The 26,455-nt window shown below is 70.5% G+C and carries 24 protein-coding genes and 1 tRNA gene; 11 read left to right on the top strand and 14 right to left on the bottom strand.

The window, feature by feature from the left end:
• Nucleotides 1-49 precede the first annotated feature (49 nt).
• From ABIA32_RS25030 to ilvA, 3 genes are all read right to left on the bottom strand, one after another.
• Nucleotides 50-904, bottom strand: coding sequence for an ABC transporter permease (locus ABIA32_RS25030; RefSeq protein WP_370099653.1), 855 nt, complete (start codon nt 902-904; stop codon nt 50-52).
• Entirely contained in the window at nt 901-1,932 is a 1,032-nt protein-coding gene (locus ABIA32_RS25035) for an ATP-binding cassette domain-containing protein (protein ID WP_370099656.1), read from the bottom strand. The genes ABIA32_RS25030 and ABIA32_RS25035 overlap by 4 nt, the downstream gene beginning before the upstream one ends.
• A gap of 336 nt (nt 1,933-2,268) precedes the next feature.
• Entirely contained in the window at nt 2,269-3,486 is a 1,218-nt protein-coding gene (gene ilvA, locus ABIA32_RS25040; protein ID WP_370099659.1) for a threonine ammonia-lyase, read from the bottom strand.
• Between the two features lie 71 nt (nt 3,487-3,557).
• On the opposite strand from ilvA, the gene ABIA32_RS25045 reads away from it, so the two are divergent.
• Nucleotides 3,558-4,043, top strand: coding sequence for a MarR family winged helix-turn-helix transcriptional regulator (locus ABIA32_RS25045; protein ID WP_370099661.1), 486 nt, complete (start codon nt 3,558-3,560; stop codon nt 4,041-4,043).
• A 73-nt stretch (nt 4,044-4,116) separates the two neighbouring features.
• Here ABIA32_RS25045 and ABIA32_RS25050 read toward each other — a convergent pair whose 3' ends face one another.
• Nucleotides 4,117-5,277 (bottom strand): cystathionine gamma-synthase, encoded by a 1,161-nt coding sequence (locus ABIA32_RS25050; protein ID WP_370099664.1) that lies wholly within the window; start codon nt 5,275-5,277, stop codon nt 4,117-4,119.
• A 155-nt stretch (nt 5,278-5,432) separates the two neighbouring features.
• Here ABIA32_RS25050 and ABIA32_RS25055 point away from each other — a divergent pair, with 155 nt between their 5' ends.
• From ABIA32_RS25055 to ABIA32_RS25065, 3 genes are all read left to right on the top strand, one after another.
• Nucleotides 5,433-6,974 (top strand): M48 family metalloprotease, encoded by a 1,542-nt coding sequence (locus ABIA32_RS25055; protein WP_370099667.1) that lies wholly within the window; start codon nt 5,433-5,435, stop codon nt 6,972-6,974.
• Nucleotides 6,975-7,087: 113 nt separating this feature from the next.
• Nucleotides 7,088-7,699, top strand: coding sequence for an SMI1/KNR4 family protein (locus ABIA32_RS25060; protein WP_370099669.1), 612 nt, complete (start codon nt 7,088-7,090; stop codon nt 7,697-7,699).
• A 190-nt stretch (nt 7,700-7,889) separates the two neighbouring features.
• The gene (locus ABIA32_RS25065; RefSeq protein ID WP_370099672.1) at nt 7,890-8,909 is read left to right on the top strand and encodes a hypothetical protein; all 1,020 of its coding nucleotides are present in this window, start codon (nt 7,890-7,892) and stop codon (nt 8,907-8,909) included.
• A 65-nt stretch (nt 8,910-8,974) separates the two neighbouring features.
• Here the strand turns inward: ABIA32_RS25065 and ABIA32_RS25070 are convergent, their stop codons facing one another.
• Both ABIA32_RS25070 and ABIA32_RS25075 read right to left on the bottom strand, forming a co-directional pair.
• Nucleotides 8,975-10,213: an Ig-like domain-containing protein gene (locus tag ABIA32_RS25070; protein ID WP_370099675.1), complete on the bottom strand. Its 1,239-nt coding sequence runs from the start codon at nt 10,211-10,213 to the stop codon at nt 8,975-8,977.
• 127 nt (nt 10,214-10,340) lie between these two features.
• Complete coding sequence (locus ABIA32_RS25075) at nt 10,341-10,688, bottom strand: hypothetical protein (RefSeq protein WP_370099678.1); 348 nt, start codon at nt 10,686-10,688, stop codon at nt 10,341-10,343.
• Between the two features lie 137 nt (nt 10,689-10,825).
• Between ABIA32_RS25075 and ABIA32_RS25080 the strand changes: the two genes are divergently transcribed.
• Entirely contained in the window at nt 10,826-11,077 is a 252-nt protein-coding gene (locus ABIA32_RS25080; RefSeq protein WP_370099681.1) for a hypothetical protein, read from the top strand.
• Nucleotides 11,078-11,526: 449 nt separating this feature from the next.
• On the opposite strand, the gene ABIA32_RS25085 is transcribed toward ABIA32_RS25080, so the two are convergent.
• On the bottom strand, nt 11,527-12,918 hold the full coding sequence (locus ABIA32_RS25085; RefSeq protein ID WP_370099683.1) for a cystathionine beta-synthase: 1,392 nt from the start codon (nt 12,916-12,918) through the stop codon (nt 11,527-11,529).
• Between the two features lie 259 nt (nt 12,919-13,177).
• Between ABIA32_RS25085 and ABIA32_RS25090 the strand changes: the two genes are divergently transcribed.
• The 3 genes from ABIA32_RS25090 to ABIA32_RS25100 all read left to right on the top strand — a co-directional run bounded on the left by ABIA32_RS25090 (nt 13,178) and on the right by ABIA32_RS25100 (nt 16,543).
• Nucleotides 13,178-14,239 (top strand): SGNH/GDSL hydrolase family protein, encoded by a 1,062-nt coding sequence (locus tag ABIA32_RS25090; protein ID WP_370099686.1) that lies wholly within the window; start codon nt 13,178-13,180, stop codon nt 14,237-14,239.
• 93 nt (nt 14,240-14,332) lie between these two features.
• On the top strand, nt 14,333-15,550 hold the full coding sequence (locus ABIA32_RS25095) for an acetyl-CoA C-acetyltransferase (RefSeq protein ID WP_370099689.1): 1,218 nt from the start codon (nt 14,333-14,335) through the stop codon (nt 15,548-15,550).
• Nucleotides 15,551-15,847: 297 nt separating this feature from the next.
• Nucleotides 15,848-16,543, top strand: coding sequence for a hypothetical protein (locus tag ABIA32_RS25100; protein WP_370099692.1), 696 nt, complete (start codon nt 15,848-15,850; stop codon nt 16,541-16,543).
• 208 nt (nt 16,544-16,751) lie between these two features.
• Here the strand turns inward: ABIA32_RS25100 and ABIA32_RS25105 are convergent, their stop codons facing one another.
• Nucleotides 16,752-17,048 carry a hypothetical protein gene (locus ABIA32_RS25105; protein WP_370099695.1) on the bottom strand — a complete coding sequence of 99 codons (297 nt, stop codon included), beginning with the start codon at nt 17,046-17,048 and terminating at the stop codon, nt 16,752-16,754.
• A 140-nt stretch (nt 17,049-17,188) separates the two neighbouring features.
• Here ABIA32_RS25105 and ABIA32_RS25110 point away from each other — a divergent pair, with 140 nt between their 5' ends.
• Nucleotides 17,189-17,407, top strand: coding sequence for a DUF4287 domain-containing protein (locus ABIA32_RS25110; RefSeq protein WP_370099697.1), 219 nt, complete (start codon nt 17,189-17,191; stop codon nt 17,405-17,407).
• A 63-nt stretch (nt 17,408-17,470) separates the two neighbouring features.
• Here ABIA32_RS25110 and ABIA32_RS25115 read toward each other — a convergent pair.
• Nucleotides 17,471-17,552 (bottom strand) — tRNA-Leu (locus ABIA32_RS25115).
• A 278-nt stretch (nt 17,553-17,830) separates the two neighbouring features.
• Here ABIA32_RS25115 and ABIA32_RS25120 point away from each other — a divergent pair.
• Nucleotides 17,831-18,598 carry an ABC transporter ATP-binding protein gene (locus ABIA32_RS25120; RefSeq protein ID WP_370099700.1) on the top strand — a complete coding sequence of 256 codons (768 nt, stop codon included), beginning with the start codon at nt 17,831-17,833 and terminating at the stop codon, nt 18,596-18,598.
• 26 nt (nt 18,599-18,624) lie between these two features.
• On the top strand, nt 18,625-21,180 hold the full coding sequence (locus tag ABIA32_RS25125; protein ID WP_370099703.1) for an ABC transporter permease: 2,556 nt from the start codon (nt 18,625-18,627) through the stop codon (nt 21,178-21,180).
• A 174-nt stretch (nt 21,181-21,354) separates the two neighbouring features.
• On the opposite strand, the gene ABIA32_RS25130 is transcribed toward ABIA32_RS25125, so the two are convergent.
• The 5 genes from ABIA32_RS25130 to eno all read right to left on the bottom strand — a co-directional run bounded on the left by ABIA32_RS25130 (nt 21,355) and on the right by eno (nt 26,364).
• A complete protein-coding gene (locus ABIA32_RS25130) occupies nt 21,355-22,725 on the bottom strand; it encodes an NAD(P)/FAD-dependent oxidoreductase (RefSeq protein WP_370099706.1) in 1,371 nt (456 codons plus the stop codon).
• Between the two features lie 343 nt (nt 22,726-23,068).
• Complete coding sequence (locus tag ABIA32_RS25135; protein WP_370099840.1) at nt 23,069-23,968, bottom strand: exopolyphosphatase; 900 nt, start codon at nt 23,966-23,968, stop codon at nt 23,069-23,071.
• Nucleotides 23,969-23,970: 2 nt separating this feature from the next.
• Nucleotides 23,971-24,513 carry a DUF501 domain-containing protein gene (locus tag ABIA32_RS25140; protein WP_370099709.1) on the bottom strand — a complete coding sequence of 181 codons (543 nt, stop codon included), beginning with the start codon at nt 24,511-24,513 and terminating at the stop codon, nt 23,971-23,973.
• A gap of 53 nt (nt 24,514-24,566) precedes the next feature.
• A complete protein-coding gene (locus ABIA32_RS25145; protein WP_370099711.1) occupies nt 24,567-24,986 on the bottom strand; it encodes a septum formation initiator family protein in 420 nt (139 codons plus the stop codon).
• Between the two features lie 97 nt (nt 24,987-25,083).
• Entirely contained in the window at nt 25,084-26,364 is a 1,281-nt protein-coding gene (gene eno, locus ABIA32_RS25150) for a phosphopyruvate hydratase (protein WP_370099714.1), read from the bottom strand.
• Nucleotides 26,365-26,455: the final 91 nt, after the last annotated feature.

A 26,455-nucleotide genomic window follows, 5' to 3' on the forward strand; every position in this document is an offset into this window, starting at 1 on the left:
CCCACCTCCCCCTTCGCCGTAGCGCGAACCTCGTACCGCTCCCCGCCGGTCAGCCGGTGGCGGAGCGGTACTTGCGTACGGACAGGTACGAGAAGACCGCAGTGATCAGCAGCGACCAGCCGATCGACACCCCGACGGCGTGCTGCATCGGCCACTGCGTGGCCGGCCCGCCGGTCGGGTTGCCGAAGAGCTTGCGGCAGGCCTCGACCGTCGCACTGAACGGGTTCCAGTAGGCGATCCCCTGGAGCCAGCCCGGCATGCTCGCGACCGGCACGAAGGCGTTCGAGATGAACGTCAGCGGAAAGAGCCAGATCAGGCCCGCCGAGGTGGCCGCCTCCGGGCTGCGCACGGAGAGACCGATCAGCGCGCCGATCCAGGAGAAGGCGTAACCGAGCAGGAGCAGCAGCGCAAAGGCCGCCAGCGCCTCGAGGAAGCCGTTGTTGAACCTCCAGCCGATGATCGACGCGACGATCGCGAGGACGAGCACCGTGAAGCCCGTCTGCACCAGGTCGGCGATGGTGCGCCCGACCAGCACCGAGGAGCGCGTCATCGGCAGCGAGCGGAACCGGTCGACCAGGCCCTTGGTCATGTCCTCCGCGATGCCGGCGGAGGCGCCGGCCACGGCGAAGGTGACGGTCTGCGCGAAGATGCCGGCCATCAGGTACTGCTTGTAGGAGTTCGGGTCGCTGCCCGGCACGGCGATGGCGCCGCCCATGACGTAGCTGAACAGCAGCACGAACATGACCGGCTGCATCAACCCGAAGACGACGATCTCCGGGATCCGGGTCATCCGCCGCAGATTGCGCTTGGCGACCACCCAGGAGTCGTGCAGCATCTGGAGAATGCCGCCGCGCGCGGGCTGGAGCGGCGCGCCCGTCGAGAGCGGGGCGGTGGTCAGCGTCATACCCGGGCCTTCTTCCTGCTTGCTGCGGTCTCCTCGGCCTGCGGCCCGTCGTTCTCGTTCTCGTCGTCGCCGTCGCCCCCGTCCTCGCCTGCGGTGACGTGGCCGGTCAGCGAGAGGAAGACGTCGTCCAGGGTCGGACGACGCAGCCCGATGTCGTTGATGACGATGTCGCGGGCGTCGAGCTCCCTGATCACGTCGGCGAGCACCCGTGCGCCGCCGCTGACCGGCACCGTGATCCGCCGGGTGTGCGGCTCGACCGTCGGCTCGCCCTTCGCGAACGGCGTCAGCGCCTCCACGGCCGCGCCCAGCACGTCCGCGTCCTGCACGACGACCTCGACGCGCTCGCCGCCGATCTGCGCCTTGAGCTGGTCGGCGGTGCCCCTGGCGATCACGCGGCCGTGGTCGACGACGCAGATGTCGTGAGCGAGGCGGTCCGCTTCCTCCAGGTACTGAGTGGTGAGCAGCAGCGTCGTGCCCTCGCCGACCAAGGTCTCGATGACCTCCCAGAGGGCCATCCTGTTGCGCGGGTCGAGGCCGGTGGTCGGCTCGTCCAGGAACATCACCGGCGGCCGGACGACCAACGCGGCCGCGAGGTCGAGCCGGCGCCGCATGCCGCCGGAGTACGTCTTCGCGATGCGCCCGGCGGCGTCGCTCAGGTTGAACCAGTCCAGCAGCTCACGCGCGCGGGCCTTCGCGTCACGCGGGGACATCTGGTAGAGCTCGCCGACCATCTGCAGGTTCTCCTGCCCGGTCAGGTACTCGTCCACGGCGGCGTACTGGCCGGACAGGCCGATCAGGCTGCGCACCTTGTTGGGGTGCTTCAGCACGTCGACGCCCGCGACCGTGGCCCGGCCGGAGTCCGGCTTGAGCAGCGTGGTCAGCACCCGCACGGTGGTGGTCTTGCCGGCCCCGTTCGGCCCGAGCAGGCCGAGCACGGTGCCCTCCGGCACGTCGAGATCCACACCGTCGAGTGCGCGGACGTCGCCGAAGGTCTTCACCAGCCCTTCGGCCGAGATAGCTCCGCTCATCGACTTGTCTCCCTCACCCCAGAACGATCACACGTCCCCCTAGCCTTACCCGATCGGCCGCGGTCGGCACGTCGAATAGACCAGAACGCAACCACGGACTTCCATGGCCACCTCGCAACGTAGCGCGCGGCACTGACAGCCAGGGGCAAGTTGAACCATCCAGGGGCGCGACAGCTCACGACGGAGGGACGTTGCAACGCCTCCAGGGGCGCGGGGAACTGCGCGAGAAACCACCCACTGCGGATGGCCCTGCACGTTCGGGGACCCAGCACACACGGTGGCTTGTCGCGCAGTTCCCCGCGCCCCTGGAGGTGCGACTGGATCCTCTGCCGAGTGCTAGCCCTGGCTGAGGATGACGTAGCCCGCGTCGCGGAGCTCCGCGACCACCGCGGCGCAGTGCTCGGTGCCCTTCGTCTCCAAGTGAAGGTCGACTTCCGCCTCGCCGATGCCCAGCTTCGGGTCCGTGCGCACGTGCGCCACGTCCACCACGTTGGCGTCCGTACGCGAGAGCGCAGCGAGGAGCGTGGCCAGCGCGCCCGGCCGGTCGTTGATCCGCAGGCGCAGCGACAGGTAGCGGCCAGCGGCCGCCATCCCGTGCCGCAGCACCCGCTGCATCAGCAGCGGGTCGATGTTGCCGCCGGAGAGGACCGCCACCACCGGGCCCTCGATCTCGCTGCCGTGCTCCAGCAACGCGGCGATCGGGCTCGCGCCCGCCGGCTCGACGACCAGCTTGGCCCGCTCCAGGCAGAGCAGCAGCGCCCGGGCCAGCGCGTCCTCGCTCACCGTCAGCACGCCGTCGCCCAGCTGGTTGATGATCTGGAACGGCACCTCGCCGGGTCGGCCGACCTGAATGCCGTCGGCCATCGTCGCGAAGCGCTCCAGCGTGACCGGCCGCCCCGCCCGCAGCGAGGGCGGGTACGCCGCCGCGCCCGCCGCCTGGACGCCGACCACGCGCACGTCCGGGCGGACGTGCTTGACCGCCGCCGCGATCCCCGCCATCAGGCCGCCGCCGCCGACGCCGACCAGGATGGTCCGCACCTCGGGGCACTGCTCCAGGATCTCCAGGCCCACCGTGCCCTGCCCGGCCACCACGTCTGGGTGGTCGAAGGGGTGGATGAAGACCGCACCCGTCGTCTCCGCGTACTGCAGCGCCGCCGTCAGGGTCGCATCGAAGTTCTCGCCGACCAGGCGGACCTCCGCGCCGTAGTCGCGCGTGGCGGCGACCTTGGGGAGCGGCGCGGCCACCGGCATGAAGACCGTCGACCGCACGCCCAGCGTGCTCGCGGCGAGCGCGACGCCCTGCGCGTGGTTGCCCGCGCTGGCGGCCACCACGCCCGCGGCGCGTTCGACCTGCGAGAGTCCGGCGATCCGCACGTACGCGCCGCGCAATTTGAACGAGCCGGTGCGCTGCAGGTTCTCGCACTTCAGCTGGACCGGCGCGCCGATCAGTGAGGAGAGGTGGCGGCTGCTCTCCATGGGGGTGACGCGGGCGATGCCGGAGAGCATCTTGTGGGCCCCCCGGACGTCATCGAGGGTGATCGGCCAGGCGTTCATAGGGTTCAGCGTAGGGCCTGGCGCGGATACGCTCGGAGAGCTCAGCCGAACGACAGATCGCGACGAAGCCGATGCCTGAGAACCGCTCCCCAGCCGCAACAGCCGCGGCAGCCGCAGCCACTGATCTGCACGACCAGCTCCAGTACCAGGTGGCCGTCTTCGCGCGCCGCGTCGAGCAGGCGCGGATAGGCGCCCTGGGCGAGCAGCGGAACTCGATGGACCGGGCGGCGTTCCTGCTGCTCAACCGGCTCGACCGGACCGGCGCCGTCGGCGTCAAGGCGCTGGCGCAGGCCATGGGCATCGACTCGTCCACGGTGACCCGGCAGGTCGCGCCGCTGGTCGACTGCGGCCTGGTGGAGCGGGTGCCCAACCCGGACGACGGCAGGGCGGTCCTGCTGGAACTCTCCGAGCGCGGCCGGGACCGGCTGGAGGAGGTCCGCGCCTCCCGCAGGGAGCTGATGCGGGTGCTGACGGACGGCTGGCCGGAGGAGGACCAGGAGGCCTTCTGCACGCTGCTGACCCGCTTCAACCTCGCCATCGAGGCGCACCGGCCCTGAGTCGCCGCAGCTGCTCAGGGCCGATGGGCCGGTTCGATCAGCGGGCCTGTCGGCGGTTCGATCAGCGGGTCGGTCAGCCCAGCGCGCGCTGCAGGTCGCCCAGCAGGTCGTCCACCGACTCGATGCCGACCGAGAGGCGAACCAGGTCGGACGGGACCTCCAGCGGCGAGCCCACCGCCGAGGCGTGGGTCATCCGGCCCGGGTGCTCGATCAGCGACTCGACACCGCCCAAGGACTCGCCGAGCGTGAACAGCTGGGCCCGGTTGCAGACCTCGACCGCGGCCTCCTCGCCGTCGCGGTGCCGGAAGGAGACCATGCCGCCGAAGGCGCGCATCTGCTTGGCCGCGATCTCGTGGCCGGCGTGCTCGGGCAGGCCCGGGTAGAGCACCTGGGCGATCTTCGGGTGGCCGGTCAGGAACTCGGCGATCTTCGCCGCGTTGGCGCTGTGGCGGTCCATCCGGATGCCCAGCGTCTTGATGCCGCGCATCACCAGCCACGCGTCGAAGGGCCCGGCGACCGCGCCCATCGCGTTCTGGTGGTACGCCAGCTCCTCGCCGAGCGCGGCGTCGTCGGTGACCAGGGCGCCGCCGACGACGTCGGAGTGGCCGCCCATGTACTTCGTGGTCGAGTAGACGACCACGTCCGCGCCGAGCGCGAGCGGCTGCTGGAGGTACGGGCTGGCGAAGGTGTTGTCCACGACCAGGAGCGCGCCCGTGTCGTGCGAGATGTGCGCCAGCGCGGAGACGTCGGTGATGCCGAGCAGCGGGTTGCTCGGGGTCTCGACCCAGATCACCTTGGTGTTCGGGCGGACCGCGGCGCGCACGCTCTCCGGGTCGTGGGTGTTGGCGACCGAGAAGTCCACGCCCCAGCGGGTCAGTACCTTGGCGAAAAGCCTGAAGGTGCCGCCGTAGGCGTCGTTGGGGATGACGATGTGGTCACCGGGCTTGGTGACCGTGCGCAGCAGGCAGTCCTCGGCCGCCAGGCCGGACGCGAAGGCGAGGCCGCGGCGGCCTCCGTCCAGCGCGGCGAGGTTCTGCTCCAGCGCGGTGCGGGTGGGGTTGGCGGAGCGGCTGTACTCGTAGCCGCCGCGGAGGCCGCCGACGCCGTCCTGCTTGTAGGTGGAGACCTGGTAGATGGGGGTGACCACCGCTCCGGTCTGCGGGTCCGCCTCCTGACCGGCGTGGATGGCCAGGGTCTCGAAGGCGTAGTGGTGCTGCTCGCTGTGCTCGCTCATGAGGCCTGAGCGTAGTCCGGTTGTCCCTGGTGACGCCGGAACGCGGCGGCCGATACGATCCCGCTCGCCGGTCACGGCTCGCCGACCGCCGCTCGCTGATCGCTGATCCGCTGATCGCCGCTCAGCACTGGCCACATGCTCCGGGGGAAGTCCGCATGCGCACCTCGTTCCGCGCCCTTCAGGCGCTCGCCCTGCTCCTGGGCTTCTACGTGCTGGCGCTGGGTGCGCTGGGGCTGATCGCGCTGGTGGACGTGCTGATCCTGGACAACGCCTCGGGCGGCTTCAGCGCGGGCGCGTTCAAGCTGGTGGCCTTCAGCGTGCTCGCCGCGATCCCGATCGCGCGCGGCGTGTTCTTCGTCCGCCGCCCCAAGGACGAGGCCCCGCCCGGGATCAGTGTCTCCGAGCAGCAGCAGCCGGAGCTCTGGGCCCGCGTCCGTTCCCTCGCCGAGCAGGTCGGCACCCGTGCGCCCGCCGAGATCCGGCTGATCCCGCAGGTCAACGCGGCGGTGAGCGAGAACCCTCGGCTGCTCGGGCTGATTCCAGGCCACCGGCGGATGCTGATCGGGGTTCCGCTGCTGATCGGGCTGACCGAGCCGCAGCTGGACGCCGTGCTGGCGCACGAGTTGGGCCACTACAGCAACAAGGACACCCGGCTGGCCGGGATCACCGTGCGCGGGCGGCAGAGCCTGATCACGGTCGTCCAGCACGCGCGCGCGGCCGGACGGGGCGTGACGGCCTCGGTCTTCGGCGCCTACGCCAAGCTCTACCTGCGTGTCTCCGAGTCGGTGAGCCGCCGTCAGGAGCTCTCCGCCGACCTCGCGTCCGCGCGGATCGCCGGTCGCGACCACGCCGCGGCGGCGATGCGCCAGCTTCCGGCACTGGACCTCGCCTACGACTTCTATCTAGACCGCTACGCGGCGGTCGGCTGGGACGCCGGCTACCTGCCGCTGGCCTCGGAGTTCTACGGCGGCTTCCGCTCCCTGCTCGGCTCCGCGAAGCGGCAGGCGGAGCTGGACGAGGTGCGCGCGGAGCCGCCGGTCCGCGAGACCTCGCCGTACGACTCGCACCCTCCGGTGCACGAGCGCGTCGCCGCGCTGGAGGCGCTGCCCGCCGACGGCCGGGTGATCACGGGCGAGGAGCGTCAGGCGCTGGACCTGCTGCGCGACGTGGACCACCTGCTGGCGGCGGTCGCAGCCGTGACGCTGCCGGCCGACGCGGCAGGGAAGCGGCCGGTGTCCTGGGAGGTCCTGGCCCGCGAGACCGGACGCGCGGCACTGCACCGCGGCGTGGCCCCGCACTGCCCTCCTGGCGGGACCGTCGAGTCGCTGCTCCCTACCCTCCTGGACGAGATCGACCGCGACGGCACGGTTCCGGTCATCGCCCGGCTCCCCCGCTCCGCCGAGGCGGAGCGGGCGACGGGCCGCGCGGCCCGCGAGTTCGGCCGGGGCGCCCTCCGTGGCCTAGTGGAGCGCCTGGCCCTGCTCGACCTGGTGGAGCACGGGCGTGCGTCCTACGTACTGACCTGGGACGAGCCGCTGCACCTGCACTACGCGGAGGGCGTCGAGGACGCGCTCGATGCCGCCCTTGACGCCCTCGTCGGAGACTCCCCGTCCACCGGACCGCTCCGTGCCCTGCTGGCGGACGCGGCAGCAGCGGAAGCAGCAACGGAGGTGGGCCCGTCGGCCGCCGCGGACTGACCGATCCGGGCACGTACGACGCCGAATCTGCATACGAAGGATGAACACGGCTGGTCGCAACCCGGCGGAGCAGTCGCGCGGTGATAGCGTGCGGCGATCCCAGGAGGGTTCCCATGTTGCTCAGCCCGCAGGTCGCCGCGCTCTTCGACATCGCGCCCGCCGACCACGGCGCGGACGAGGGGGTCGACTGGGCGGCCGTCGAAGCGGCGTTCGGCCGGGCCCTGCCATCGGACTACGTCGCGTTCATGGCCCGTTACGGCGCTGGCGACTTCGGCGCCGTGCTCGGCATCGTGCCGCCGCTCCCGGTTCCGAAGCCCGAGTGGGAGGTCGGAAGTGTCGCCGAGTCACGGGGCGACGCCGGCTACCTCTTCGAGGTCGATCCGCCGCGCAGGCCGCTCGACGTCGACCCCGCGCACCTGCTGGAGTGGGGTCACACCTGCGGCCCCGACGCGCTGTACTGGCTGACCACGGACCCGGACCCGGACCGCTGGCCGGTCGTCGTCCGTGGACGTCACACCGAGGACAACTGGGCCCGCTACGACTGCGGCATGGCCGATTTCCTGCTCCGGGTGCTGACCGGGCGGTTCGACCCCTGGCCGCTCAGCGTGACCTGGGACGGCCCGCTGACCTGGGTGCACTGGCGCGAGCAGCAGCGGCGCTGGCTGAACGGCCTGGACCCCATCTCGGGCGAGTTGGACACGCACGTCGCACAGCTCACCCACTGAAGGGGCCTGAGGGCGGCCAGATGGTCGCAGGGTCCGCAGGATCGCCTTGACCTCCGGGCCACGCACGGCGGGAGCCTGCCACGTCCCGACGACGATGAGCTGTGGCGGCGCTGGGACCGCGCCGCGGATCCGGCCGCCTGGCTGAGCCAAGCCCCCGGACGGACCAGCGCCGATCGGATACTCTCGCGCGGTGAGTCAGACACCCGTCCCGCCCTACGTCGGCGCAGGCGCCGCCCCCGCTCCGGCCGAGGTCGCAGCCGCTCGACCGAAGACGAGCGCGGCCGCCGTGGTCGCGCTGGTCGCCGCCGCGCTGGCGCTGGTGCCCGTGGCCGTCGTGGTGGGGATCGTCGCGCTCTTCCGGATCCGACGGTTGCGGCTGCGCGGCAAGCGGGCTGCGGTCGTCGCGCTGTCGCTGTGCGCCGGGTGGATGGCCTTGGCCATGGTCGGGATCATCGGCGCGGCGGCGTACGTCGGCTCGTCCCAGGGCCCCGTGAGCGCCTTCGCGGTCGGCAAGTGCTTTGACTATGTCAACGGTCAGAACTCCCGGTCGGGCGTTCACATCATCGACTGCGGGCAGCCGCACGCCGGGCAGATCGTCGGACGCCACACCTTCTCCGGATCGTTCCCCGGTCTGCAGAAGGCCACCGAGGAGTCGGTGGTCGAGTGCACCGTGGACGCCGCCCGTCACATCGTGGACGTCGGGCGGCTCGACGACGTCGCCCGGGTGAGCACCTACGTGCCGACACAGTCCATGTGGGACAACGACATCAAGTCGACCACCTGTGTGCTGACCAACAGCGACGGTCAGCCCCGGTACGACGACGCGCTGCTCCGCCCCGACATGACGCCCGCTCGGGCGAGCGTGCTCTCGCTGACCAGCGAGTCCGCGCTGTTCCGGCTCAAGCTCCGCTACGCCACCGGCGCGGTCTGGCAGGACGCCGCCGCCATGGAGACGCGGCTCGCGACGGTCGACCGGACCGAGGCCGCCGCGCTGACCCACTTGGCGAGCGCGCCTCCGGCCGGCGGCCGCGGCGATCTGCCGTCGCTGCTGCGCACGCTGGCCACGGAGGACCTGAGGGAGGCCGTCCTGGCCGAGTCCGCCGCTACGCAGGCGACCAGCCCGGACGCCTGGCGGACGCTCGCCGTGACCGGCAAGGCGACCTCACTCCAGGCGCGCACCGCCTACGACGCTGTCCGCGCGGCGCTCTGACGCGACAATCGGGTGACCGGCGGCGGCCGGGCGGGACCGAGCGGGCTGATCCGAGCGGGGCTTCCTCAGACCGCGCTGCCGGCCTTCCAGGCGTTCCAGTCCAGGTTCCAGCCGTTCAGGCCGTTCAGGCCGTTCGACGGGTCCACCGTCCGGTCGCCGGTGTTGATGACCTCGACCACGTCGCCCACCATCGAGCTGTTGTAGAACTTCGCCGCCGCCGTGCTCGGGTCGCTCGCGCCCTTCGCGTCCTGGAGGCCGACACAGCCGTGGCTGGTGTTCGCGTTGCCGAAGATGCCGGAGGCCCAGTAGTTCCCGTGGATGAAGGTCCCCGAGGTGGTCAGCCGCTGCGCGTGCGGCACGTCGGCGATGTCGTACTCGCCGCCCAGGTTGACGGTCCGTGAGTCCATCCGGGTCTGCAGCAGCTTCTCCGAGATGACCATCTTGCCCGCCCAGGTCGTGTGCTGCGGGCTTCCGCCGGAGATCGGGAAGGTCTGCGCGACCTTGCCGTCCCTGGTCACCGTGAGCTGCTTGGTGGCCAGGTCCGCGACGCTCGTCTGGCTGCGGCCGATGGTGAAGCTCACCGTCTTGGCCTGGGTCCCGTAACGGCCCTTCGCGCCCTCCACGTCCTTGAGCGCGAGGGTCAGCGTGACCTTGGTGCCCGGCTTCCAGTACGTCTGCGGGCGGAAGTCCAAGCGGTTGTCGCCGAACCAGTGGCCGACGATCTCGACCGGCGGGTCGGCGGTGACCGTGATGTTCTTCTGCACCGCTGCCTTGTCTGTGATCGCGTTGTCGAAGTTGATCGTCACCGGCATCCCCACGCCGACCGTGGCGCCGTGGTCCGGGTTGAAGACGCCTATGAAAGCCTTGGCGGGCTTTCCGGTGCTGAACGCGGAGGCGGTGGTGCCGGTCGTGCCCTCGGTGTCCTTGGCGACGGCCGAGAGTTTGTAGCCGGCGCTGGAGGCCAGCGTCCCAGTGCTGGTCCAGCTGGTCCTGTCGGCGGAGAGCTGACCGGGTATCTGCTTGCCGCCGGGGCCGGTCAGCGTGACCGAGTCCAGCGTGCCCTGGGCCACCGTGACGGTGACCGGGACGGTCATGTCGGCGCCGGTCGCGCCGTCCTTGGGTGTGACCGTGACCGTCGCCTTCGTGGCCTTTGCGGGCGAGGAGGCGCCACCGTTCGCGCCGCCCGTCGCCCCGCTGGAGCCGCCCTTCGAGTCGGAGCCCGAGCAGGCCGCGACCAGCAGCACCGGAGTCCCCACCATCCCGGCCACGACGGATCGCCGGGTCCACTGTGCCGCTGTCGTCATGGTGTGCTCCTACCGTTGCCCGCTGCCTGTCCTGGTCCGGCTTATCAGCCTAAACAGGACAGGCAGCAGAAGCCCAATTCGGACTTTTCAGGCAGTTCTCACCTGGCGAGGCGTCAAGGGCCGAGTCCTACTCCTCCTCGCCTGCCTCACGCAGCTCCCAGTCCTCGTTCTCCTCGTCGTAGTCCACGGGCTGCGTCTCCCAGCCGGCCTCGGCCAGCTCGACCCCCGGAATGCCCTCCAACATCGCGACCGGGTCGACGAAGTGGGCGATTGCGCCACTCGGGTCGATGTTGATCGCCTCGATGGCCTCGGCCCGCTCGTCGTCCTCGAGGTACTCGTCGTTCTCGACGTGCTCCAGCGCTGCGGCCTGGAGCGCCTTCTCGTCGACGACCTCGACGATCAGCTCGATCTGGAGCCGGATGTATCGGGAGCCGTCCTCGACCGAAGGGGTGGCGTCGCTGCTCTGAGTAGTCATGGCCCGAGCCTATCCAAAGGCCGATCGGCTGATTAGCATCGTCCGGACCAGCACGTCACGGGGGTCGTGCGAGGGAGACCGCCAGTCGGTCTCGGTCCGACGAGTACGTCGAAGTACCCGAAGCACGAGGAGCGCCCGTGGGCCGCCGCCATCTCACCACCACCGCCGTCGCGGCCGGTATCGGCACCGCGTTCACGCTCGCGCTGGTCCCCTACGCCTCCGCGTCGGTCTCTGCCCAGTCGCACTCCGTCTCCCCGGCTGCGGCAGTCGTGAACAGCGCCTCGGGGACCGACCCGGCCCGTCCGGACGCGACTCCCTACCTGGTCGGCGGCGCGGGCTTCCTGATCGCGGGTGCGGGCCTGGTCGTCGTCCGCCGCCGCGTGAGCTGAGACGCTCGCTCCAAGGACCGGCCGGCCCATGAGGGTGGTGTGAACCCGCCGCGAGCGGGTGGCAGCCGCAACCGCGTACACGGCCTGTGAACACACCAGCAGGGCCGGCCCAGAGGGCCGGCCCTGCTGTCTCCGTCCAGTTCCCCCACCCGGGAACGCGGAGCTGGTGCCGCGGGGCGCCGCACCCCATCGGAAGACCGACAGGGGCGGGACGACGGCGATCCCCGCGGGCGGACGCGGCCGGCCGGGTCAGGGCCGTCCGACGCGTCCTGGTGACTGCGGAATCCGGGAGCCGCTCCGGTTCCCCGCTGCCACCACGCTCGGCTTCTTGCCGTGAGAACAACAATGCCGGAGCCGTGTTAACCGCGTGCTGCCGCTACGTGACGCCTACGTACCGTTTGGGCCTACTTATGTGACGGGTGAGCCCGAGGCGCCGCCGGTGCTCCCGACTACTTTCGCGACATGAAGGTCAGCAGGTCCTGACGGGTGACGATGCCCTGCGGCTTGCCCTGGACCAGCACGACAGCCGCGTCGGCCTGCCCGAGCACCGCCATCAGGCTGCTGACGGACTCTCCGGAGCCGACCACCGGCAGCGGCGGGGACATGTGCGAGCCGATCGGGTCCTCCAGGCCGAAGTTCTTGGCGAAGAGGCCCTCCAGCAGGTCCCGCTCGACGATGGAGCCGATCACCTCACCCGCCATCACGTCCGGGTGACCGGCGCCCGGGGAGACCACCGGCATCTGCGAGACGCCGTACTCGCGCAGGATCTGCACGGCCTCGCCGACCGTCTCGTCCGGGTGCACGTGGACGAACTGCGGGATGCCCTCATGCTCCAGCGCGTCCTTGCGAGCCAGCACGTCGCCGGCCACGGCCTCGTCGCCGCCCTCCTCGAGGAAGCCGTAGTCCTGCATCCAGTCGTCGTTGAAGATCTTGCTCAGGTAGCCGCGGCCCGAGTCCGGCAGCAGCACCACGACGACGTCGTCCGGGCCGAGGCGCCCCGCGACCCGCAGCGCGGCGACCACGGCCATCCCGCAGGAGCCGCCGACCAGCAGACCCTCCTCCTTGGCGAGACGGCGGGTCATCTGGAAGGAGTCCTTGTCGGAGACCGCCACGATCTCGTCGGCGACGCTGCGGTCGTAGGCGGTCGGCCAGAAGTCCTCGCCGACGCCCTCGACCAGGTAGGGGCGGCCCGTGCCGCCGGAGTAGACGGACCCCTCGGGGTCCGCGCCGACGACCTGGACCCGGCCCTCGGAGACGTCCTTCAGGTAGCGCCCGGTGCCGGAGATGGTGCCACCGGTGCCCACGCCGGCGACGAAGTGGGTGATCTTCCCTTCCGTCTGCTCCCAGAGCTCGGGGCCGGTGGACTCGTAGTGCGAGGCCGGGTTGTTCACGTTCGAGTACTGGTCCGGCTTCCAGGCGCCCGGGGTCTCCCTGACCAGCCGGTCGGAGACGTTGTAGTACGAGTCCGGGTGCTCGGGCGCGACGGCCGTCGGGCAGACCACGACCTCGGCGCCGTAGGCGCGCAGCACGTTGATCTTGTCCGTGGAGACCTTGTCCGGGCAGACGAAGATGCAGTGGTAGCCCTTCTGCTGGGCCACGATCGCCAGGCCGACTCCAGTATTGCCGGAGGTCGGCTCGACGATGGTTCCGCCGGGCTTGAGCGCGCCCGAGGCCTCGGCGGCCTCGATCATCTTCATGGCGATCCGGTCCTTCACCGAGCCGCCGGGGTTGAAGTACTCCACCTTGGCCAGGACCGTGGCGGTGATGCCTTCGGTCACCTTGTTCAGCTTGACCAGAGGGGTGTTGCCGACCAGGTCGATGATCGAGTCGTGGTACCGCACGGGGTTCCTCCGCGGTTGAACAGAAATATGCGGAGCGCACGGTTTGTCGTCCCCGCGGGTGCCAGCGTAGTGGGGGAGACTCGATCCCATGGTCCGGTCGGGCGCGCGTCACGGCGCCACGGGGTGTCACGCACACGACCGAAACCAAAGCGAGGCGACAGGCGTTACCGGGTATTGACGCAGTGATGCAGTTGTTCCGAGTCGCACCGGGACCGCCACGGGTCCCGGACGGCCGGGCCCTACCCAGTTGGGGGTGGTCATGTCACGAGCACGTGTTGCCCGACGCATCGCCGCGGCTGCGGCGTACGGCGGTGGCGGGATCGGCCTGCTCGGCGTGGGGCTGGTCGGCGTACTGCTGGCCGAAGCGAAGATCGCGGAACACCAGTTGGACACCTTGAAGGGCGAGCCTCCGCACGCCGAAGGCCGCTACGGCACGGCCTTCGCGGCCGCGGACGCGGAGCCCCTGCGCCTCGCGGTCCTGGGCGACTCGACGGCAGCCGGTTTCGGCGTCGACCGCGGCCGGGAGACGCCGGGAGCCCTGCTGGCCGGCGGGATCGCCTCGGTCGCCGAGCGTCCGGTGGATCTGATCGTCGTCGCCGCCAACGGCGCGACCTCCGAGGACCTGGCCCGCCAGGTCGACGCGGTGCTGGCGCGAACCGGCCCGCAGGGGCCGGAGCTGGCCCTGATCATGATCGGCGCCAACGATGTCACCCAGATGACCAAACCCGCCATCTCGGTGCGGCTGCTCGGCGACGCGCTGAAGCGGCTGCGCGCCGCAGGGACCGAGGTCGTCGTGGGTACCTGTCCGGATCTCGGCACCATCGAACCGGTCCGGCCGCCGCTGCGCTGGCTGGCCCGGAGAGCGAGCCGCCAACTGGCGGCCGCGCAGTCGATCGCCGTGGTGGAGGCCGGTGCGCGCAGTGTCTCGCTCGGGGATCTGCTCGGCAGGGAGTTCCGGGGCCGACACGAGATGTTCGCCTCCGACCGCTACCACCCGTCGGCGCAGGGCTACGCGACGGCGGCGATGGCGATGCTGCCCACGCTCTGCGCGGCGATCGGCATCTGGCCGGAGATCCCCGCCCGGCACCGCGCCGAGGGCTTGCACTCGCTCGCCAAGGCGGCAGCGGTCGCGGCGAGCCACGGCGGCACCGAGGTCGCACCGGCGGGCCACTGGGCGCAGTTGCTGCGCCGGGCCCGGCGCCCGCTGAGCTCGGTGGGCGCGAACGCGTCCGCCTCGGGTGAGCCGCCCGTCGAGGCGGCGGTGTCTACGTCAGACAGCTCACACGGAAGCGGCGCTGACGGCGCCGCTACCTGGGAGTAGCTTTTTGGCAGGCTTGTTCGAGCTCCCGTCTCCGGGCGGGGGTCGGACGGGCCTGCCGTGGCCCCCATCCTTCCAGCGCCTCCAGGAGCAACGATGCCCGAAGCCGTTATCGTCAGCGCCGCCCGTTCGCCGATCGGCCGGGCCGGCAAGGGTTCGCTGAAGGATCTGCGGCCGGACGACCTGACCGCACAGATCGTGGCCGCCGCGCTGGCCAAGGTGCCGCAGCTCGACCCGCGCGACATCGACGACCTGATGCTGGGCTGCGGCCTGCCCGGCGGCGAGGCCGGCTACAACCTCGGCCGCGTGGTGGCCGTCCAGCTCGGCATGGACCACCTGCCCGGCTGCACCATCACCCGCTACTGCTCCTCCTCGCTGCAGACGACCCGGATGGCGCTGCACGCCATCAAGGCCGGCGAGGGCGACGTCTTCATCTCCGCCGGCGTGGAGACCGTCTCCCGCTACATCAAGGGCAGCTCAGACGGCCTGCCGGACACCAAGAACCCGCTCTTCGGCGACGCCGAGGCGCGCACGGCGACGTTCGCCGGCGGCGGCCAGACCTGGCACGACCCGCGGGAGGACGGGCTGGTCCCCGACGTCTACATCGCCATGGGCCAGACCGCGGAGAACCTCGCCCAGCTCAAGGGCGTCACCCGCCGCGAGCAGGACGAGTTCGGCGTCCGCAGCCAGAACCTGGCCGAGAAGGCCATCGCGGACGGTTTCTGGGAGCGCGAGATCACCCCGGTGACGACGCCGGACGGCACGGTCGTCACCAAGGACGACGGCCCGCGCGCCGGGGTCACCCTGGAGGGTGTCTCCGGCCTGAACCCGGTCTTCCGCCCCGACGGCACGGTCACGGCCGGCAACTGCTGCGCGCTGAACGACGGCGCCGCGGCGCTGGTCATCATGTCGGACACCAAGGCGCGCGACCTCGGCCTGACGCCGCTGGCCCGAATCGTCTCCACCGGCGTCTCCGGCCTCTCTCCCGAGATCATGGGCTACGGCCCGGTCGAGGCGTCCAAGCAGGCGCTCAAGCGGGCCGGCCTCTCGATCTCCGACATCGACCTCGTCGAGATCAACGAGGCCTTCGCCGCGCAGGTCATCCCCTCCTACCGGGACCTGGGCATCGACCTGGACCGCCTGAACGTGAACGGCGGCGCGATCGCGGTCGGCCACCCCTTCGGCATGACCGGTGCCCGGATCACCACGACGCTGATCAACTCTCTGCAATGGCACGACAAGCAGTTCGGCCTGGAGACCATGTGCGTCGGCGGCGGCCAGGGCATGGCGATGGTCATCGAGCGGCTGAGCTGAGCTGAGCCGGGCTGGGCTCCTCAGGAATTTCTCACAATGACCCGTTTGGGCCAAGAGCACGTGGGTAAGGTCCGGGTCACGTTCCGACGCGACCCGGACCGATTTCTTTATATGGACCTCACTTTTCATCTACGCAGTGCGATCGCGCAGTCGCATTGCGTAGACATTTGAGCTGCGGACAATTAACGCAATGTCGGACGTCACAAATGAAAAGGACATTACGCACTGCCGGGATTTGCTTCGGTGCGGCACTGTTGGGGTGACCGCCTGATCGACTCCTCGCAAGGGGTGCCTCCCGTGATCGTCCTCCTTCTCATCCTGCTCGCGCTGGTCGCCGCTATCGCGGCCGCCGCGCTGCTCTCTGTGCGCGCCATGTCGCGCCGCCTGGAGTCGACCGTGCGCCGCGCGGTCGGTATCGCCCTGGCGGAGGACCGGGAACGCGAAATCGCCGAGGCCCGCAGCTTCTGGGCAGAGCAGGAGGCCCGCGCCGCGGAGGATTCCGTGGAGACGCTGATGGCCGAGAACACGATGTTTCTGCCGGCTCCGCGCGGATTCGTGGACGAGTCCGGGGAAATGGACCCGGAGTTCGCCGACGCGCTCCGCTCCGCGCTTGAGGACATGATCGCCGAGGGCGACCGCGCGACCCGCCCGGCGCACCCGGCCCAGCCGGGCTTCGTCCCCCAGCCGACGCCGACGCCCGAGTGGACCGACCTGCGCCTGCTGGAGCTGGTCGAGGTGGGCACCGCGCTGAAGGACGTCCGTCCCGGGCCGATGGGGACGCTGGACGTCTACGTCTTCGAGGACGAGACCACCCTCTGCATCGCGCCCGGCGACCAGGCGACCGGCCGCAGGATCCGTGACGCGGTGGCCAACGGCACCGACGTCCGCCTCCTCGGCACCTCCCGCCTCCCCGGCGCCCACGCCCTCACCTTCGCCCTCTCGGACGAGGAGACGGTCTACGTCCTGGCCGACCGCGTCGTGGCCAGCCTCTAGCCTTCGGCGACCGGGCGCTGCTCCGCCAGCGGCTCCGCCGCGTAGACGCGACAGGTCACGACGGAGGCCAGGTTGCACCATCAGGGGCGCGGGGAACTGCGCGACAAGCCACCGACGTGCGGGTGGTCCTCAACGCGCAGGGCCATCCGCACAGGGTGGTTGCTCGCGCAGTTCCCCGCGCCCCTGATGGTGCAACTGAGCCAACTGCCTAGAGTGCCGCGACCTCGGCTATCGCCGTCAGAGCGTCAGCCAGCGTGCGGTCCGCCTCTGGGCCCTCAGCCTCGGCCAGCGCGAGAGCAAGATCGTGCGCTGTCACCGCGATCTGATCCCCCACCACGAACCCGCCGATGTCCGGCACCTCGCCCGGTGAGCCCGCCGCGCGCGCCAGCGCGCGGGCGAGGGCGAGGGCGGGCGGCGCCTTCCGCGCCAACGCGCTTTGCGGCATCGCGCGGAAACGGTCCGCCAAACGCTCAGCGGCAGCGACAAGTGGTGTCGGATCAGGCATGGAGCGAGCGTATCCGCGCATCGTGGATGGAGCCACGCGCCGCTGGGTACGGGAGCCTCGACGCAGACTGTTGCCAAGGCCCTCACCCTGCGGCACAGTCGTGAAACGGACCGCTCTATCGGAGGCGCCCAGTGACCCTCATGTACTCCGCAGAGACCCATCAGAACCTGATCTCCCGCATCCCCGGCGTGACCGGCCGCACCATCGAGGACTGGCTCCGCGCCGTCGCCGACGGCCCCGGGCTCATCCGTTGCGAGGACAAGATCGACTGGCTTCGGCGTGAGTACGAGATCTCGTACGGCTACGCCAAGGCCATCGTCCACGAGTACGACCTCCGCCGCGCCGCCGCGCGCATGTAGCCGAGAGTCGACAGGCAGCTGCCAGGCCCTGGCCTGCGCATGTCAGGACAGGGCCTGGACTCGTGCCCGGAGCCGGATTCGAACCGGCACGGCCTCGCGGCCAGCGAGGTTTAAGCTCGCCGTGTCTGCGTTCCACCATCCGGGCGTAACCCTTCGGGGAAAGCCTATCCGCAGCCGAGCGCAGGTTGTGCACGGATGGGGGGAAGTTGACGTAATTTACTGGACTCTGACAAATCGTCAGCAGGATCCGACCCTGAGTCGGCACCCCGGGGCGTCCCCGAGGAGTCGGAGACGGTGTCATACCGCAGGAGGAGCAGCACTCCCTTCCTCGGAGCGACTCCAGGGCTCAGCGGGCCGGAGAGGATGAAGAAGCGGTAAGAGTTCCGCGCCGCCGCCCTTCCCTCCGCCCTCGAGCCCTCCGGAGTGCACACCGTGACGACCACTGCCCTGCGCACCGCCGCAGCCCGAGCCTCGGACCTGTCCAAGGTCTACGGCTCCGGCGACACCCGCGTCACCGCGCTGGACCACGTCTCGGTGGACTTCTACCGCGGCGAGTTCACCGCGATCATGGGTCCTTCGGGCTCCGGCAAGTCCACCCTCATGCACTGCATGGCCGGCCTCGACTCGGTCTCCTCCGGCTCGGCCCGGATCGGCGAGACGGAGCTCGGCGGGCTCAAGGACAAGCAGCTCACCAAGCTGCGCCGGGACCAGATCGGCTTCGTCTTCCAGGCGTTCAACCTGCTCCCCACGCTGACCGCGCTGGAGAACATCACGCTGCCGATGGACATCGCAGGCCGTAAGCCGGACAAGGTCTGGCTCGACCAGGTCATCGCCACGGTCGGCCTCGCCGACCGGCTGAGCCACCGTCCGAGCCAGCTCTCCGGCGGCCAGCAGCAGCGCGTCGCCTGCGCCCGTGCGCTCGCGTCCCGCCCCGAGATCGTCTTCGCCGACGAGCCCACCGGCAACCTCGACTCCCGCTCCGGCTCCGAGATCCTCGGCTTCCTGCGCAACTCCGTGCGCGAGCTGGGCCAGACGATCGTCATGGTCACCCACGACCCGGTCGCCGCCTCCTACGCCGACCGCGTCGTCTTCCTGGCCGACGGCCGGATCGTCGACGAGCTCCAGGGGCCCACCGCCGACAGCGTCCTTGACCGCATGCGTCGTTTCGACGCCAAGGGCCGGACCAGCTGAGCCGGAAGAAGACGAGAACTCAAGCGATGTTCAAGACCGCACTGCGCAACGTGCTGTCCCACAAGGGACGCCTCCTCATGACGATGCTCGCCGTCGTCCTCGGCACCGCCTTCGTCGCCGGCACCCTGGTCTTCTCGGACTCGGTCAGCACGGCCATGCAGAACAGCCTGTCGCACAACTACGACAAGGTCTCCGTCCGCGTCGACAACCAGGCCGCCGGCGTCGAGCGGAGCGAGAAGAACAACAACAGCGCCGCCGACCCGCTGACTTCACAGACCCTCCAGCAGATAGCCGCCCTGCCCGGTACCGCCTCCGCGGTCGGCAGCGTCAGCGGCTTCGCCGGCCTCGCCGACCCCCAGGGCAATCTGATCGGCGACCGCGGCGCGACCACCGGCGCCAACTGGAGCCCCGGCTCCGACGGTTCCGACTCGCGCTACCCGATGGCCCAGGGCGTCGGCCCGACCAACTCCGGTCAGGTCGCGCTCGACAAGCGCACCGCCGAGAAGAACGGCTTCAAGGTCGGCGACACCGTCCGGCTCGCCGTCAACGGCCCGGTCATGCAATTGACCGTCTCCGGCATCTTCACCAGCGACGACCCGCAGGTCAGCACCGGCGGCTCGCTGGTGCTCTTCGACGACGCCACGGCGCAGAAGCTGTACTCCAAGCCGGGCCAGTTCGGCAGCATCGACGTCCTGGCCAAGCGCGGCACCAGTCAGCAGGCGCTAGAGGCTCAGGTCCTGCAGGTCATCCCGCACAGCGCCAACATCACCGTGCACACCGGCGCGGACCTGGCCGCCACGGCGAAGACGCAGATCACCGACGCCACCTCCAGCATGAAGACGGCGCTGCTGTTCTTCGCCGGGATCGCGCTCTTCGTCGGCATCTTCCTGATCTCCAACACCTTCACCATGCTGATCGCCCAGCGCACCCGTGAGCTGGCGCTGATGCGGGCGCTCGGTGCGAGCCGGCGTCAGGTCACTCGCTCGGTGCTCATCGAGGCGCTGCTGATCGGCTTCTCCGCCTCGGCGGTCGGGCTGGCCGCAGGCGTCGGCATCGGCGCGGCGCTCAAGGCCTGGGCGACCAGCTCGGGCGGCAACATCCCGGCCGGCGGTCTGACGGTCAGTCCGTCCGCGGTGCTGGTCACGCTCGGGGTCGGCACGGTCGTCACCGCCCTCGCCGCGCTCTTCCCGGCGCTGCGGGCCTCCCGGGTCCCCCCGGTCGCGGCGATGAGCAGCGGCGACCAGCCCGTCTCCCAGAAGAGCCTGGCGGTCAGGAACAGCATCGGCGGCGTGCTGGCCGGTCTCGGCATCGCCGTGGTCCTGATGGGCGTCAGCAGCGGTGGGAGTTCCGGGCGGGTCCCGGTCGCGCTGGGCGCGATGCTGGTCATGGTGGGCGTCTTCGTGCTGACTCCACTGCTGTCGCGGCCGATCATCGCGCTGACGGGCCCGCTGTTCCAGCGTCTGTTCGGCATCAGCGGCAAGCTGGCCAAGCAGAACGCGGTCCGCAACCCGCGGCGCACGGCGGCCACGGCCTCCGCGCTGACCATCGGCGTCACGCTGATCACCGCGCTCACCGTGATCGGCACCTCGATCACGCACACGATCACCCAGCAGGTCACCGCCAACATGAAGGCCGACTACGCGGTCGGCATGCAGCAGGGCTACCCGGTCTCCCCTGAGCTGGCCGACAAGCTCAAGACCGCCCGGGGCGTCACCGCCACCAGCGTGATCGACTCGCAGTACTTCAAGGTCGGCGGCAAGGACCTGTCCGTCAGCGGCTTCGACGCGAACAGCTTCGACCAGCTCGTCGCACCGGACCTGCAGCAGGGCAGCAGCTCCGCACTCAAGCAGGGGCAACTACTGCTCGACTCCGACCAGGCCAAGAACCGCGGCCTGCAGCTCGGCAGCAGCGTTCAGGTCGCCTACCCGAACGGCACCTCGGGCACGCTGACGGTCGGCGGCATCTACGCCAAGAGCGACCTGCTCGGCCCGGCCCTGATCAGCGAGCGGGCCCTCGCGGGCCACACCTCCGCTCCCTTCTACAGCGATGTGCTGGTCAAGACGGACGGCGGCGCGACCACCGCCAACGAGCAGGCGCTGCGCGATGCGACGGGCCAGAACCCGCTGGTGAAGGTCCAGTCGCAGCAGCAGATGATCGACCACTTCAGCTCGGTGATCTCGATGATGCTGACGATCCTGTACGCACTGCTCGGCATGGCGGTCCTGATCGCCGTCCTGGGCGTGGTCAACACCCTGGCCATGTCGGTCTTCGAGCGGAAGCGCGAGCTGGGCATGCTGCGAGCCATCGGCCTGGACAAGCGCGGCATCAAGCGAATGGTCCGGCTGGAGTCCGTGGTGATCGCGGTCTTCGGCGCTGGGATGGGCGTCGCCATCGGCACCTTCCTGGCCTGGGCGGCCAACGGCCTGCTCAAGTCGGACCTGTCGGGCCTGACCACGGTGCTGCCGTGGGGTCAGCTGGCCCTCTTCATCGGGATCGGCGCGACGGTCGGCCTGCTGGCCGCTCTCTGGCCCTCCCGGAGCGCGGCCAGGCTGGACATCCTCGGCGCCATCAAGACCGAGTAGCGGCCTGCGCCGACAGTTCTCGGCCCGAACGTGCCAGTGCCCCTGCCCGTCTGTGACGGGCAGGGGCACTCTCTACGGCAGCGGTGCCGGTCATGAGCACCACGGTCTGTGGTCCGGCGACGCTGCCGGGCAGGTGGGCGGTGGTCGACTCGGGGCCGACCGCCTTTCAGCCGGTCAGGCCGAGACCTTCTCCTTGGCGGCCGGGGCCGCCGGAGCGGCGGGGATCGCCTTGGCGGGACCAGCCGCCTCGACGAACACCTCGCGCGGCTTCTCCATCTCCACCAGGGAGACCGTCTCGCGCTTCAGGAACATCGCGAGGGTCCAGTCGGCGAAGACGCGGATCTTGCGGTTCATGGTCGGCACGCGGCTGCCGTGGTACAGGCGGTGGAACCACCAGGCCGGACGGCCCTTCAGCTTGTACTTGCCGAAGAGGATCGCCACGCCCTTGTGCAGGCCGAGACCGGCGACCGCACCCAGGTTCTTGTGCTTGTACTCCTTCTGCGGGAAGCCCCGCATGCCGGCCACCACGTTGTCACCGAGGACGATGGCCTGACGCACGGCGTGCTGCGCGTTCGGCGGGCACCAGGCGCCCTCGCCCACGGCGAGGTCCGGCACCTGGGCGTTGTCGCCGGCCGACCAGACGTTGTCATAGCCCTGGACCTGGAGGGTCGGGGCGGTGTCGACGTGGCCGCGCGGGCCGAGCGGGAGGCCGAAGTTGGCCAGCGCCGGGTTCGGCTTGACGCCCGCCGTCCACACGATGGTGGAGGCGTCGACCTCGATGCCGTTCTTCAGCACGACGTGCTTGTCGACGCAGGACTCCATCGAGGTCTCGATGTAGATCTCGATGCCGCGCTCTTCGAGCTTCTCCTTGGTCCACAGACCGAGGTCCGGGCCCATCTCGGGGAGGATGCGGTTGGCCGCCTCGACCACGATGAAGCGCATGTCCTCTCGCTTCACGTTGTGGTAGATCTTCGCCGAGTCGCGGGCCATGTCCTCGATCTCGGCGATCGTCTCGATGCCGGCGAAGCCGCCACCGATGACGACGAAGGTCAGCGCCTGCTTGCGCACCGCCTCGTCGGTCGTGGACTCCGCCATGTCGAGCTGGGCGACGACGTGGTTCCGGAGGCTGATGGCCTCCTCGACCGACTTCATGCCGATGCCGTGCTCCGCCAGACCCGGGATCGGGAAGGTGCGGGACACCGAGCCCATCGCGACGACGAGGTAGTCGAAGGGGATCTCGTAGGGGTCGCCTGCCGCCGGGTGCACGGTGGCCACCTTGCGGTCCTGGTCGACCGAGGTGACGTGACCCGTCAGCACCTCCGCGTCCTTCAGGACGCGGCGCAGCGGGGCGACGAGGTTGCGAGGCGCGACGTTGCCGCCGGCCGCCTCGGGGAGGAAGGGCAGGTACGTCATGTACGACCGCGGGTCGACGACCGTGACGGTCGCCTCTCCGTAGCGCATCTTCTTCTGGATGCGCATCGCGGCATACAGGCCGACGTAGCCACCGCCGACAATCAGGATGCGAGGACGCTCCGTGGTGCTCATATCCGAAAGTATCCACCCCCCGTCTGCCTGGCTTTTGTCGGCCTGGCCACAGGGGGCTGGACAGCACCTGCTACACTACGCGGCCCGCGTGTCTCAGGAACGGGGTCCCTTCACCACCCCTGGTGCGCCTCCGTGAGAATGCGCAGCTCGACGGCCTCATTGCGATTGTGCGTGCGATTGCCGGGCGCCGCCTGGGATCGCGCGGGCCCGGCCGTCGGAACGCCTTCGGTCCCCCAAATTCGGACGAAGCGCCCCACCGCCCACCCCAACGGCGGGAACTCCATGTGAAGAAATTCACGAAGTTTCTTCGGCGCCACGTCGAAGGCGCTTCCCGTCGGAGACGTCAGAGAACGGTGCTCCAGGCGATGCCGTCGAGGATGTCATGCTCACTGACGACCAGCTCAGCGGCGCGGGTCCGCTCCATGATCGCGAGCAGCACCAGGGCTCCGGCGACGATGACGTCGACTCGACCGGGGTGCATCACCGGGATGGCGGCGCGCTCCTCGTGCGTGGAGCCCAACAACCGCTGGGTGACGGCCCTGACGTCCGCGACCGGGATGCGCGAGCGGTGGATCGCCTCGCTGTCGTAGGCGGGCAGCCCGAGCGCGATCGCCGCCACGGTGGTGACCGTGCCGGCCAGGCCGACCAGGGTCGCGCCAGTGTCGAGGGGGACCACCTCCGCCGCCTGGTCCAGAGCCTTCTTGATGTCGGCGCGCATGGAGAGGTAGTCCTCGCCATGGCGCTCCGTCATCCGGACGCAGCCGATGTCGACCGAGCGGGCCGCCTCGACATGGTCCGAGCCGAGCACGAACTCGGTCGAGCCGCCGCCCAGGTCGAAGACCAGGTACGGACCGTGAGCGCCGTTCAGCTCCTTGGTGGCGCCGGTGAAGGAGAGCTGAGCCTCCTCGTCACCACTGATCACCTCGGGGTCGACGCCCAGGATCTCGCGGACGCCGGCCGTGAACTCGTCCCGGTTCTCGGCGTCGCGCGAGGCGCTGGTGGCGACGAAGCGGAGCCGGGTCGCACCCAGCTCCTTGATCACGGTCGCATAGTCGCGACATGCGGCGAAGGTCCGCTCCAGCGCCTCAGGCGCCAGTCGACCGGTGCGGTCGACGCCCTGGCCGAGGCGGACGATGGTCATCCGCCGGTCCAGTTCGTGCAGCTCGCCCGTGGCCGGGTCCAGGTCGGCTACGAGCAGACGGATCGAGTTGGTGCCGCAGTCGACCGCCGCGACGCGGGTCAGGCTCACTGCGACTCCCCGGGCTCGTCCAGGCTGCCGTCCGCGCAGACGCACGGGCCCTTGCGCCACCACTCGGGCAGCACGGCCAGCGCCTCGTCGCCGAGCGGGTTCACGCCCGGGCCGGCCGCGAGTGAGTGGCCGACCAGCACGTGCAGGCACTTCACCCGGTCGGGCATGCCGCCGGCGCTCGGAAAGCCCTCCAGCACCTCGATCGCGTCGCGGCGGGCGATGTAGTCCTCGTGCGCCTTGCGGTAGCCCTCGGCCAGTTCCGGCTCCTCGGCGAGCCTGGCCGTCTGCTCCTTCATCATCCCGTCCGCCTCCAGCGTGCCGATCAGCGAGGCGGCACGCGGGCAGGTCAGGTAGTAGAGGGTCGGGAACGGCGTGCCGTCCTCCAGGCGGGGGGCCGTCTCGACCACGTCGGGCAGCCCGCAGGGGCAGCGGTGGGCCACGGCGCGCAGGCCGCGCGGGACGCGGCCGAGCTGGGCCTCGACGGCGGCGCGGTCGGCCTCGGAGACGCCGGAATCAGAACTCTGGGGGTCGTGCGACATGTCCCTATTCTTCATTGGTTTGTCGTGGGCCCGCTTCTCAGGGGGTCCGCTGCTCAGGGGGTCCGCTTGTCGGCCGCGTCGAGCGAGCCGAGCAGGCTCTGGTACCACGGCTGGGAAGCCGCCTGCTGCTGCGCCGTCGGGGCGGCCGAGGAGTTGGGCGAAGGGTTCACGGCTGTGAACGGCGTGTCACCGGGAAACGCGTAGTGAAGGCGTGCACGGGCCTGGGCCTCGACGTAGGCCGGGTCCTGCCAGCGGGCCTTTTCCCGGCGCAGCTCCTCGACCTGCTGCTGGGCCTGCTGCTGGGCGGCGCGCTGCTCGTCGATCTGCGTGCGCTGGGCGATGAACTGCCGCATCGGATAGGCGAGCGCCGCGACCAGCGCGCAGACCACGAGGGCCAGCACCGCCGCCCGGCCGGTCAGCTTCGGCCGCCGCCGTGCCTGCGCCGGTCCCGCTGCCGGTGCCTGCTTCGCCACTCCTGCTCCCTCCCAGCCCGCACGGAGCAGAGACGCCCCGCCGCCCCCACCCTAGAGGGTGAGGGCGGCGGGGCGACGGAACTGCCCGGGGGGCAGGTCAGCCGTTGAAGCGCGGGAAGGCGCCGCGGCCGGCGTACTCGGCGGCGTCGTCGAGGATCTCCTCGATGCGCAGCAGCTGGTTGTACTTGGCGACGCGCTCGGAGCGAGCCGGGGCGCCGGTCTTGATCTGGCCGCAGTTGGTGGCGACGGCCAGGTCGGCGATGGTGACGTCCTCGGTCTCACCGGAGCGGTGCGACATCATGCAGCGGAAGCCGTTGCGCTGCGCCATCTCGACGGCGTCCAGCGTCTCGGTCAGCGAACCGATCTGGTTGACCTTCACCAGCAGGGCGTTGGCGGCGCCCTCCTTGATGCCGCGGGCCAGACGCTCCGGGTTGGTGACGAACAGGTCGTCACCGACGAGCTGGACCTTGTCGCCGAGCTCGGCGGTGATGGTCTTCCAGCCGTCCCAGTCGTCCTCGAACAGCGGGTCCTCGATGGAGACCAGCGGGTACGCGGCGACGAGCTCGCCGTAGTAGGCGCTCATCTCGGCGGCGGTGCGGGACTTGCCCTCGAACTGGTAGGCGCCGTCCTTGAAGAACTCGGAGGCGGCGACGTCCAGGGCGAGCGCGATGTCGCGGCCGGGGGTGTAGCCGGCGCCCTTGATCGCCTCGACGATCAGGTCCAGCGCCTCGCGGTTGGAGTCGAGGTTCGGCGCGAAGCCGCCCTCGTCGCCCAGACCGGTGGAGAGGCCGCGGGCCTTCAGCACGCCCTTGAGCTGGTGGTAGACCTCGACGCCCCAGCGCAGCGCCTCGGAGAAGGACTCCGCGCCGATCGGCGCGATCATGAACTCCTGGATGTCCACGTTGGAGTCCGCGTGCGAACCGCCGTTGAGGATGTTCATCATCGGGACCGGCAGCACGTGGGCGTTGGGGCCGCCCAGGTAACGGAAGAGCGGGAGGTCGCTGGCCTCGGACGCGGCGTGCGCGACAGCGAGCGAGACGCCGAGGATCGCGTTGGCGCCCAGCGAGGACTTGTCGGCGGTGGCGTCCAGGTCGAGCATCGCCTGGTCGATCAGCCGCTGCTCGGTGGCGTCGTAGCCGACGAGCTCCGGGCCGATCTGCTCGATGACGGCGAGAACGGCCTTCTCCACGCCCTTGCCGCCGTAACGGGACTTGTCACCGTCACGCAGCTCCAGGGCCTCGAAGGCGCCGGTGGAGGCGCCGGACGGCACGGCAGCGCGGCCGGTGCTGCCGTCGTCAAGGCCGACCTCGACCTCGACGGTGGGGTTGCCTCGTGAGTCGAGGATCTCCCGGGCTACGACGACGTCGATCGACGGCACAACTGTCTCCTCAGGGGGATGCGGGTTGTTACGCACAGAGCGTAGCCCGTGTCGGGGCCCGGACCACTCAGGACCTTTGCCCTGTCTTGAC

This window comes from Streptacidiphilus sp. MAP12-20 (assembly GCF_041262525.1).
Lineage (GTDB): Bacteria > Actinomycetota > Actinomycetes > Streptomycetales > Streptomycetaceae > Streptacidiphilus.

Coding starts and splice junctions, on each gene's coding strand:
- ABIA32_RS25030 (WP_370099653.1), bottom strand. CDS start 904: ATGACGCTGACCACCGCCCCGCTCTCGACGGGCGCGCCGCTCCAGCCC.
- ABIA32_RS25035 (WP_370099656.1), bottom strand. CDS start 1,932: ATGAGCGGAGCTATCTCGGCCGAAGGGCTGGTGAAGACCTTCGGCGAC.
- ilvA (WP_370099659.1), bottom strand. CDS start 3,486: ATGAACGCCTGGCCGATCACCCTCGATGACGTCCGGGGGGCCCACAAG.
- ABIA32_RS25045 (WP_370099661.1), top strand. CDS start 3,558: ATGCCTGAGAACCGCTCCCCAGCCGCAACAGCCGCGGCAGCCGCAGCC.
- ABIA32_RS25050 (WP_370099664.1), bottom strand. CDS start 5,277: ATGAGCGAGCACAGCGAGCAGCACCACTACGCCTTCGAGACCCTGGCC.
- ABIA32_RS25055 (WP_370099667.1), top strand. CDS start 5,433: ATGCGCACCTCGTTCCGCGCCCTTCAGGCGCTCGCCCTGCTCCTGGGC.
- ABIA32_RS25060 (WP_370099669.1), top strand. CDS start 7,088: ATGTTGCTCAGCCCGCAGGTCGCCGCGCTCTTCGACATCGCGCCCGCC.
- ABIA32_RS25070 (WP_370099675.1), bottom strand. CDS start 10,213: ATGACGACAGCGGCACAGTGGACCCGGCGATCCGTCGTGGCCGGGATG.
- ABIA32_RS25075 (WP_370099678.1), bottom strand. CDS start 10,688: ATGACTACTCAGAGCAGCGACGCCACCCCTTCGGTCGAGGACGGCTCC.
- ABIA32_RS25090 (WP_370099686.1), top strand. CDS start 13,178: ATGTCACGAGCACGTGTTGCCCGACGCATCGCCGCGGCTGCGGCGTAC.
- ABIA32_RS25095 (WP_370099689.1), top strand. CDS start 14,333: ATGCCCGAAGCCGTTATCGTCAGCGCCGCCCGTTCGCCGATCGGCCGG.
- ABIA32_RS25105 (WP_370099695.1), bottom strand. CDS start 17,048: ATGCCTGATCCGACACCACTTGTCGCTGCCGCTGAGCGTTTGGCGGAC.
- ABIA32_RS25110 (WP_370099697.1), top strand. CDS start 17,189: ATGTACTCCGCAGAGACCCATCAGAACCTGATCTCCCGCATCCCCGGC.
- ABIA32_RS25125 (WP_370099703.1), top strand. CDS start 18,625: ATGTTCAAGACCGCACTGCGCAACGTGCTGTCCCACAAGGGACGCCTC.
- ABIA32_RS25130 (WP_370099706.1), bottom strand. CDS start 22,725: ATGAGCACCACGGAGCGTCCTCGCATCCTGATTGTCGGCGGTGGCTAC.
- ABIA32_RS25140 (WP_370099709.1), bottom strand. CDS start 24,513: ATGTCGCACGACCCCCAGAGTTCTGATTCCGGCGTCTCCGAGGCCGAC.